Consider the following 7640-nt stretch of genomic DNA (forward strand, 5'->3'; position numbering starts at 1 on the left):
CCTGGTGACGAAGGTGCTGGCGGGAGTGACGTTCGAGGACGGCATCGAAGTCAGGAAAACGAAGAACAATCAGATCGAAAAGCACGCTGCTTGAGAAACCAATTTACACAACTCTTGACATGAGCTCACCTCATAGAACAGGAATGCAAACTGCTCGATTTTCTGTGGCTTGGCGTTCGGCTGTCTTTCACTGCCCATTGGCGGCGGGTCGCCCTTGTCCACATCCCAGCCACCTTGCGAGTAAACCATTGGCGCCAGCAAAAGTAGCACCGCGGTAACCGCAATAAATCTCTTCATTGGTCCTCCAGATACTCATGATAGTTATCACCTGTATCTTCAAATGCCTACTAAATCCTCAAGGGTCACTATATGCTGAAAACTCCAAGCCGCCGGAAGGTTTTTCCTACAGCATAGTAGGTCAGGAGACCCGTCCTCCAGACATCTTGCGGTTTCACCGGAGAGATGATGTCAGGAGCACAGGGCTCCTGACCTACTGTGCTTCGCTCACGGATGTCAACGTTTGGCGGGATCGAAGACGGTCCGGCCCTACAGGACCCCCAAATACCAACGCCGCTGCCGAAGGACGGCAGCGGCGCTTTCAAGGAGGGAGTCAAGCCAACAGCGAAACGTGGCTCAAAGGCTATTTGTCGGGCAGCGCGATTCTACCTGTCAGGCGGCGCCTGCGAGCCGGGCGCGCCGGCTCGGCCGTGAGTCACTTTCTCATTAGCCAGTTTTAGTCGGGGAAGCTCCAGTTCCCGCCGAAGGAGGTTGATGTAATCGCCGAGCAAACGATATTTGTTGCTGAACGCCTTGGTCCGTCTCAGCGATCGATAAAGCGTCTCCCTCACATTCAGCCCCTCAAGAGCAGCGTAAAACTCCGTCTCCAGCTCCAACTGATCTTCCGCCGCCTCCGGCTTTCCCGGGTGCGGATCCCCGGTCTCGGCCTCGATTTCGGCTAATTCGCGCACCCGTTCCTGGGCGACATAGATATCGTAGCTCAAGAGACTCAGCATCGCCTTCTCCAGCCGTTCCACTTCCGGGTGGACCCCGGCCAGTTCCATCTCGAGCCAGAGACCGTAGTCAATTTCGAGCTCGGTCAACGCAGCCTCAAGCGAGTATTCCTCCCACGGCCCGGAGACCGCTCGCTCATCATTGGAGGGGTTATCTTCTCCCTGCGCGGTTCCAACCAGCGCTAAGGCGGCAATCAAAAGTGTAAGTATCGGTTGTCTCATCGTAACTCCCGATTTCCGGCCTGTTCCACCGGGAGACCGAAAGACAAAACCTGTGCCCAACCTGTAACCTGCTGGGAATGAATGGATTAAGTGGGGTCGATCCCGTCGGATTTATGGTCAGGCACCGATACCTGATTGGACGATATCGACAGACAACGGCTCTGCTGTCAGAAGGAAAGTCCGTGCTGAGAAGAGTTGACCGCCGCTCGTCGAGTTACGAGCCCTACGCCCTGGGGCGTTTCTCGGCGTGGCGGTTGACCAGCGCGAACGAGAGGTACTCGAGCTCCATCGACATGTTCTCGTTGCGCAAATAGACATCTTCGGGCACCCGAAGATTGATCGGCGCGAAATTCAGAATCGCCTTGATGCCGGCGGCGACAATATCATCCACGATATACTGGGCGACTGTCGCCGGCACCGCTACCACCGCCATCTCGATCCCCGCCTCGCGTACCTCCGGCGCCATGTTGCGGACATCGGAGATGATTATCCCCTTGTGATTGGAGCCGATCTTGCGCTGATCGTTGTCGAACAGCTTCACAATCTGAAACCCCTGGCGGGCAAATTCTTTGTAGCTGACCAGGGCCGAGCCGATATTCCCCACCCCGAACAGGGCCACTCTCCAGTTACGATCTATTCCCAGAATCGAGGAAATCTGCGCGCGCAACTCGGTGACCGGGTATCCCAGGCCTCGGGTTCCGAACGATCCGAAAAACGACAGGTCCTTGCGCACCTGGGCCGGGGTCAGTTTTTCCCGGATGGCCAGTTCCTTGGAGGAGACTGTTGTGATCCCCTCTTTTTCCAGCACCAGCAGCGCCCGCAGATAGAGAGAAAGGCGCCTGATGGTCGATTCCGAGATGCGCTTTCTTGTTTTCCCAGTCACGTTAAGTCTGTTTCCAACTCGTCGTAGTGAACCAATGTACAAACGGCGTTCATGTGAAAAGGTTCACAAAAGAATAATATGGACCGACCCGGGAGTGTCAAGTGATTATTGTAACAAACTTTTTTTGCTATTGTCGACTAATTTTCGGCGCCTTTTGCGGCGTGCGCCCACATTTCGACAGGTCGTCGTACAATAATCCACAGCAGCTACTTAGGCGTTAGCAGCCGCGGCGAATAAGGCGAAATCCGAGCCAGGATTTCATAGTTTATCGAGGCCGCCCAGCCGGCCATCTGTTCCGCGCTGATTACGTCCTTCTTTTGGCTGCCCAGCAAGATAACCGGGTCTTCCAGGCGCACCCCGGCGATATCGGTGACATCGACCATGGTCAGGTTCATGCAGATTCGACCGCGGACCGGCGCGCGCCGGCCCCGTATAAGCACATACGCCAGGTTGGATAGAGAGCGATCGTACCCGTCGGCATATCCGGCCGGCAGGACCGCCAGGCGGGTCCGGCTGGTGGTGCGATAGGTGCAGCCGTACCCGATAAACGAGTCGGCCGGTACATCTTTCAGTTGGGTTACCCGGGTGTGCCAGCTTAAGACTGGCCGGAGCAGGTCGTTGTGGCCGCCGGCGAGACGGTAGCTGAGGTATGTCTCTTTCGACGGCCAATGACCGTAGAAAGCGATCCCCGGGCGCACCAGCTCGAATCTCGTCTTCTCGAACAGGATCAGGGCGGCCGACGACGCCGTATGCCGGACACTCGGGCCGATCCCCAGAGCCTTCATGCGGGCGACCATCCGGTTGAACCGGTCCAGCTGGTGCTGGGCGTATTCGTGGTTAGTTGTGTCCTCGATATTGGCGAAATGCATTCCGGCGCCGTACGGCTTTCGGAGATACTCATGCTTCCTATAGATCGCGGCGAACGAGCCGAGCTCTTTTTCGGTGATTCCCTGGCGGTTGGTGCCGGTCTCGAGCTTCAGGTGTGTTCGTAGCGGCGTTTTCCACTTATCTGCCAGTTTCCCCAAACCTGAGAGCGCTTCCCGCGTGAATACCACCGGTTCGAGATCGAACTCGAACACAGCCTCGAGATTGTGCAGAGGCACCGGTCCCAGAAGCATGATGCGGCGGTCCCAGCCGGAGTCGCGGCACAGGGCGGCTTCTTCCCAGGAGTGCACGGTGACATAACCAACTTCCGGATGGTCGTTCAGATAGCTGATGATCTCCGGCAGGCCGTGGCCGTAGGCGTTGGCCTTCACTGAGACGGCGATCATCCGCTTCCCGGCGAGACGGACCAGACTGCGGACATTATGATCGAGCGCGGCGCGTGAGAGTTCGATCCAGTTCAGCAGGCTTCGGCTGGTCATGGAGTTTTGTAATACGATTGGCGACTGTCGTGCACAACAAAAAGAATGGCGGCCGCGGCTTGGTGGCCCACCCCGCCTTCGGCGGGTGGGATTGGGATGCGACGCCACGTATGGGACGATGCGTCAGACAACTATCTCTCGCTGGGCAGGAGTCCCGCACACTTGCCACCGCTTGCCGCCCACAAGGCACCGGGTCTGGAACTCACGGCTATTAATGCCGTGATGTGCCGCTTCAGGCGGAGTATCCATAGGCGGCGTCCACGGCTCGTCACCCGATGACGATTCAACTATTACTTCCCGGAATCGGCCAGCCTTTGCAAACGGTCGGGATCGAGAATCGTGATGGTCGGGCCGTGCACCTGTATCATCCCCTCCCGCACCAGCTTCGCGAACGAGCGCGACAACGTCTCCGGGATCGTCCCCAGTTGGGCAGCTAAAATCGTCTTCTTCACCGAGAGCATGATTTCCGACGGCATCCGGCCCGTTGATTCGACCCGGTACGCACACAGAAATCGCGCCAGGCGGGTGGTAACATCCGAAAGCGACAATCCCTCGATCAGCCGGGTCATCAGGCGGAGCAACTCCGAAAGGCGGCCGATCAGATTGACGGCCAGATCAGGATTCTCGCCGAGGAGTCGCACAAATCGAGCCCGGCTTATCGCCAGCAGTTCGCATTCTTCAAGTGCCTGGGCCGACGCCGGAAAAAGCCGCCCGGCGAACAGCGCCGCCTCGGCGAAACTGTCGCCCGCCCCGGCGATCATCAGCACCTGCTCTTTGCCCTCCGGCGAAAGCTTGAACACCTTCACGCGTCCTCGGCCGACCACGAAGAACGAATGCGCCGGCTCCCCTTCCTGAAAGATCATCTCGCCGGGTGTGACCTGCCTGAGTGTTGCCGCCGACGCGATATTGTCAAGAGCCCGGTCATCCAATTGAGCGAACAGCCGCGAGCGTTTTAGTATGCTTTTCATCGGATAAGATTCGTCTTTCGTCTGTCGATGACAGAAGCTCGCCACGGCGAGCCGGCGCAGGGCTCTTGCCCCACGATACCAATCAGACAAACTTCGTCTGAAACTTGACTGCCAATAAAACGAATGAAAACGCGGTTGGCTACAGAAGTTCTTTGAGGAGCTTTTCGATATCGGCCATCATGAGCGGCTTGCCGAGAAACCCGTCCGCTTTGAGCGCCTCGGCCTGGGTTTCGATCTCGGAGCCGGAATAGCCGGAAATGAGCACTACTTTGACCTTGGGATGGTTTTCCTTGACCTGCTGAAGGAGTTCCAGGCCGGTCATTTTGGGCATGCGCATATCGGTTATGACTATGCTGAAGTTACCCGATTTGAGGGCATCGAGCGCCTGGAAGCCGTCCGACGCCACCACCGCTTCCTGATCGAAAACCTCCAGCATCTCGGAAAGCAAGGCCGACATATTCGGGTTGTCATCGACAATGAGTATCTTTTTGGCCATAGGGCTGCTCGCTAATCATATATCGGCAGACAGTTATTGATGCTTAACGGGACCAGGTGCGGATCGATTGCGGCCCGAGCGGGCCACCAGTTCGGCTTTCAGAGCAGCCAGCCCCTGATTCTGGAGGGCGGAGACTACAAAAGACTGGGAGGCGTTGTTTGCCGGCGCAACAAACTCGGGATTGGCGTCGTGCTTGTTGTAGACTGTCAGATACGGCACCATATCGGCCTCGATCTCAACCAGGACCTCGCGAGTTTGTCCGATCCGCTCGGTCATTTTGGGGTCGGAGCAGTCGGCCACCAGAAGGATCAGGTCGGCCAGGGCAACTTCTTCGAGGGTCGATTTGAACGATTCGACAAGCTGGTGTGGCAGTTTGCGAATGAACCCGACTGTGTCCGAGAAAACCACTCTGGTCGGGTAGCCGGCCGACATGACACGGGTGGTAGAGTCGAGCGTGGTAAACAGCCTGTCGGCGGTCTGGACATCAGCCCTGGTGAGCGCGTTGAACAGAGTCGATTTGCCGGCGTTGGTGTAACCGACCAGGGCTATCTTGAACAGATCGCTCCTCGCCTTGCGCTGAGTCTGGCGCTGGGTGCCCAGTTTTTCGATACGTTTCTTGAGTTGGGCGATCTTGATGCGCACCTGGCGGCGGTCGATTTCTAGCTGGGTCTCGCCCGGACCCTTGGCGCCGATCCCGCCGTACTGGCGCGAGAAATGCACCCAGGCGCCGGTCAGGCGCGGTAGCATATATTCGAGCTGGGCCAATTCGACCTGCATCCGCGCCGCAGCCGTGCGGGCGCCGCTTGCGAAAATATCGAGAATCAGCACCGGGCGATCGATGACTTTGGTGTCGAGCGTCTCCTCGAGATTGCGCTGCTGCGCCGGGCTGAGGGGGTCATCGAATATCACACAGTTGGCTTCAGACTCGCTGAGCTGCACCCGCAGTTCTTCTACCAGGCCGCGCCCGATATAGAACGCCGGATCGGGCCGCGGGCGCACCTGCACCCGTTCGGCCAGCACGGCCGCGCCGGCGGTGTTGGCCAGGCGGCGCAGCTCCTGAAGCGATTGGAGCTGTTCTGATCTGCGGCGCGAGTCACTGGCCAAACCGACCAGGATGGCTTTTTCTATTTGGCGCTTACCGTGCTCGTGTGTCATTCATTGGAAGATAGAGTCGATCCGGGAATTATCAATGGTGAAATGTGACGGGGACCAAGCTCGCGATGATCCCTGGCTCATGGCTCGTTGAAAGCCCGGTTTCAATCGCGGTAGGGACATTCGCAGCGGGGAGGCGATTTATTACTTCAGCAGCAGCATTTTCCTGGTCTCTACAAAGTGCGGTGTGGTCAGGCGATAGAAGTAGACCCCGGCCGCGAGATCGGTGCGGTCGAACATGACATCGTGTTCACCGGCGGATTGATACTCGTCAAGAAGCGTGGCCACTGTCTGGCCCAGCGAATTATAGACGACTATCCGAGTTGCTGACGGCTCCGGGAGGGAAAAGCGTATGACCGTCGTGGGATTGAAAGGATTCGGGTAGTTGGTCAGCAGTAGAGATTTCGTTGGTAGCGGCTTTCTATTAACACCGTCATCGGGCAGCCAGCCAAGCTGGCTGTCGGCGAGACCTGTGTCGGTCATGATTATGGCCGGTGAAGTTTTAGCCTCGGTGTTGTTGTGTCCCTCTCCCCGCCCGGTAAGATAGGTGTGGGTGTGAATCTCCAGGTCGTTTCGTAGACCGGCCACCTCCGCTTCCAGCGAGTCTACTCGTTTCTCAAGTTCGTCGAGCCGTTCGCTCAAATCGGGTGAGACGCTGACCGTGAAAGCAGTCCATTGAGCTCCCAAGGCTCCTGCGAAGTAATCGAGGACGATATTCGCGTTGGCTACCCCCTTGCCGGTAATATGAATGGTCAGGGCTGTGCGATAAGTGTGACCACGACTCAGCTTGGCGTTCATGGAATTTGCGGTTCCGCCGCTATCGAGTGCGGCACCAATGTCAATAATGTCTATTCCAACGAAACGATCAGGTGTCATGGTATGTACAGGTGGTTCAGTCTTTTTGACCACCCGACCGCCGTCGGTAATGTCGTACAGATACACGGAGACTTCCGCCTTGCAGTCGTTGTAGCCCGTAAAAACGCCGCTAAGCGTCCACATGCCTTGCCATGTGATATCGTAGTCTAATGTTGCATCGACTTCGGCCTCAGAGCCGGATCGGTCGGAAATAGTAAATCGCCCGTAGGTGGTAGAGGTCACGTATTTGGAGCCGAGCGTGCCACTCAGGTCGAAGGAGGCATCAGCGGTCCCCTGGCTAATGTCGCAATCGGCCAGGCAGCCGACCGGACACCCTTCCCACGAATTTCCCAATGGGCCCCTGTAACCTGAGGCCGTCGCGCACGCCTCGGGCTGAACCTCGACACTTTCACCGGGAGCCACGACTACTGTGGCTCGGGTGAGACCAGCAGACAACGACCCGAGGACCAGGACGATAGCCGGCCCCCTCGTTTCAAGTACTCGGTTTGAGTGACGTAGCATAATCCTGTTTTCCAATATGCTGGGTTGACTGCGCATCCACACTAGTGTCTTGTCCCGTCAATAGCTTTACATAGTCGGTTGATTTTTCCGAGGATGGAATCAGCTGTGGCGGTCCAGACAAAGGGTTTGGTCGTGGCATTGTAGTGAGCAATGAAGGTTTCGATGTGG

At 57.3% G+C, this 7640-nt stretch carries 9 protein-coding genes; all 9 read right to left on the reverse strand.

Annotation, left to right across the window (positions count from 1 at the left end):
• Positions 1–69 precede the first annotated feature (69 nt).
• Entirely contained in the window at positions 70–297 is a 228-nt protein-coding gene (locus AB1772_12805) for a hypothetical protein (GenBank protein ID MEW5797220.1), read from the reverse strand.
• Positions 298–662: 365 nt separating this feature from the next.
• Positions 663–1232: a hypothetical protein gene (locus AB1772_12810; GenBank protein MEW5797221.1), complete on the reverse strand. Its 570-nt coding sequence runs from the start codon at positions 1230–1232 to the stop codon at positions 663–665.
• 223 nt (positions 1233–1455) lie between these two features.
• Complete coding sequence (locus tag AB1772_12815; GenBank protein MEW5797222.1) at positions 1456–2115, reverse strand: redox-sensing transcriptional repressor Rex; 660 nt, start codon at positions 2113–2115, stop codon at positions 1456–1458.
• A 206-nt stretch (positions 2116–2321) separates the two neighbouring features.
• Complete coding sequence (gene alr / locus AB1772_12820; GenBank protein ID MEW5797223.1) at positions 2322–3479, reverse strand: alanine racemase; 1158 nt, start codon at positions 3477–3479, stop codon at positions 2322–2324.
• A gap of 290 nt (positions 3480–3769) precedes the next feature.
• Positions 3770–4447 (reverse strand): Crp/Fnr family transcriptional regulator, encoded by a 678-nt coding sequence (locus AB1772_12825; GenBank protein MEW5797224.1) that lies wholly within the window; start codon positions 4445–4447, stop codon positions 3770–3772.
• 139 nt (positions 4448–4586) lie between these two features.
• Complete coding sequence (locus AB1772_12830; GenBank protein MEW5797225.1) at positions 4587–4943, reverse strand: response regulator; 357 nt, start codon at positions 4941–4943, stop codon at positions 4587–4589.
• Between the two features lie 33 nt (positions 4944–4976).
• On the reverse strand, positions 4977–6098 hold the full coding sequence (gene hflX, locus AB1772_12835; GenBank protein ID MEW5797226.1) for a GTPase HflX: 1122 nt from the start codon (positions 6096–6098) through the stop codon (positions 4977–4979).
• A 141-nt stretch (positions 6099–6239) separates the two neighbouring features.
• On the reverse strand, positions 6240–7304 hold the full coding sequence (locus AB1772_12840; GenBank protein ID MEW5797227.1) for a T9SS type A sorting domain-containing protein: 1065 nt from the start codon (positions 7302–7304) through the stop codon (positions 6240–6242).
• A 209-nt stretch (positions 7305–7513) separates the two neighbouring features.
• A partial coding sequence (locus tag AB1772_12845; GenBank protein ID MEW5797228.1) for an IS630 family transposase occupies positions 7514–7640 on the reverse strand: 127 nt, incomplete at its 5' end.

It is taken from the genome of Candidatus Zixiibacteriota bacterium, assembly GCA_040752815.1.
Classification (GTDB): domain Bacteria; phylum Zixibacteria; class MSB-5A5; order GN15; family FEB-12; genus JAGGTI01.